Raw genomic sequence first — 436 nt, forward strand, 5'->3', positions numbered from 1 at the left:
AGACCAGAACGTTGATAGGTCGGGTGTGGAAGCGCAGTAATGCGTTGAGCTAACCGATACTAATTGCCCGTGCGGCTTGATCCTATAACTCTGTAGGTTTTAATGACCTGATATGAGCGTAGCGACAAGTGCCGTTTATATAAATTCGTCAAACATAACCCATCGTTGTTGCGAAGCCTCACTCACCTGAGCCGCTCGCATCAACTCGATGTGCTTCTTCCAAATTGGGGTAGGTAGTCCTAAACCACTACCCGCCCAACCAGTTACGCCTGACGACCATAGCAAGGTGGTCCCACTCCTTCCCATCCCGAACAGGACAGTGAAACGCCTTAGCGCCGATGATAGTGAACATTCGTTTGTGAAAGTAGGTCATCGTCAGGCTCTTATCCTCAAAACCCCATCGGAGATCTCCGGTGGGGTTTTGTCTTTGCGGCGG

Annotated in this window: 2 rRNA genes; both read left to right on the top strand. The window is 50.5% G+C overall.

The window, feature by feature from the left end:
- Positions 1-84: ribosomal RNA gene (locus tag GOQ28_RS16445) — 23S ribosomal RNA — on the top strand; the annotation flags it as partial.
- 184 nt (positions 85-268) lie between these two features.
- Positions 269-381: ribosomal RNA gene (gene rrf, locus GOQ28_RS16450) — 5S ribosomal RNA — on the top strand.
- The last annotated feature ends 55 nt before the right edge of the window (positions 382-436 follow it).

It is taken from the genome of Bordetella sp. 02P26C-1 (genome assembly GCF_009763255.1).
GTDB lineage: Bacteria > Pseudomonadota > Gammaproteobacteria > Burkholderiales > Burkholderiaceae_B > Bordetella_A.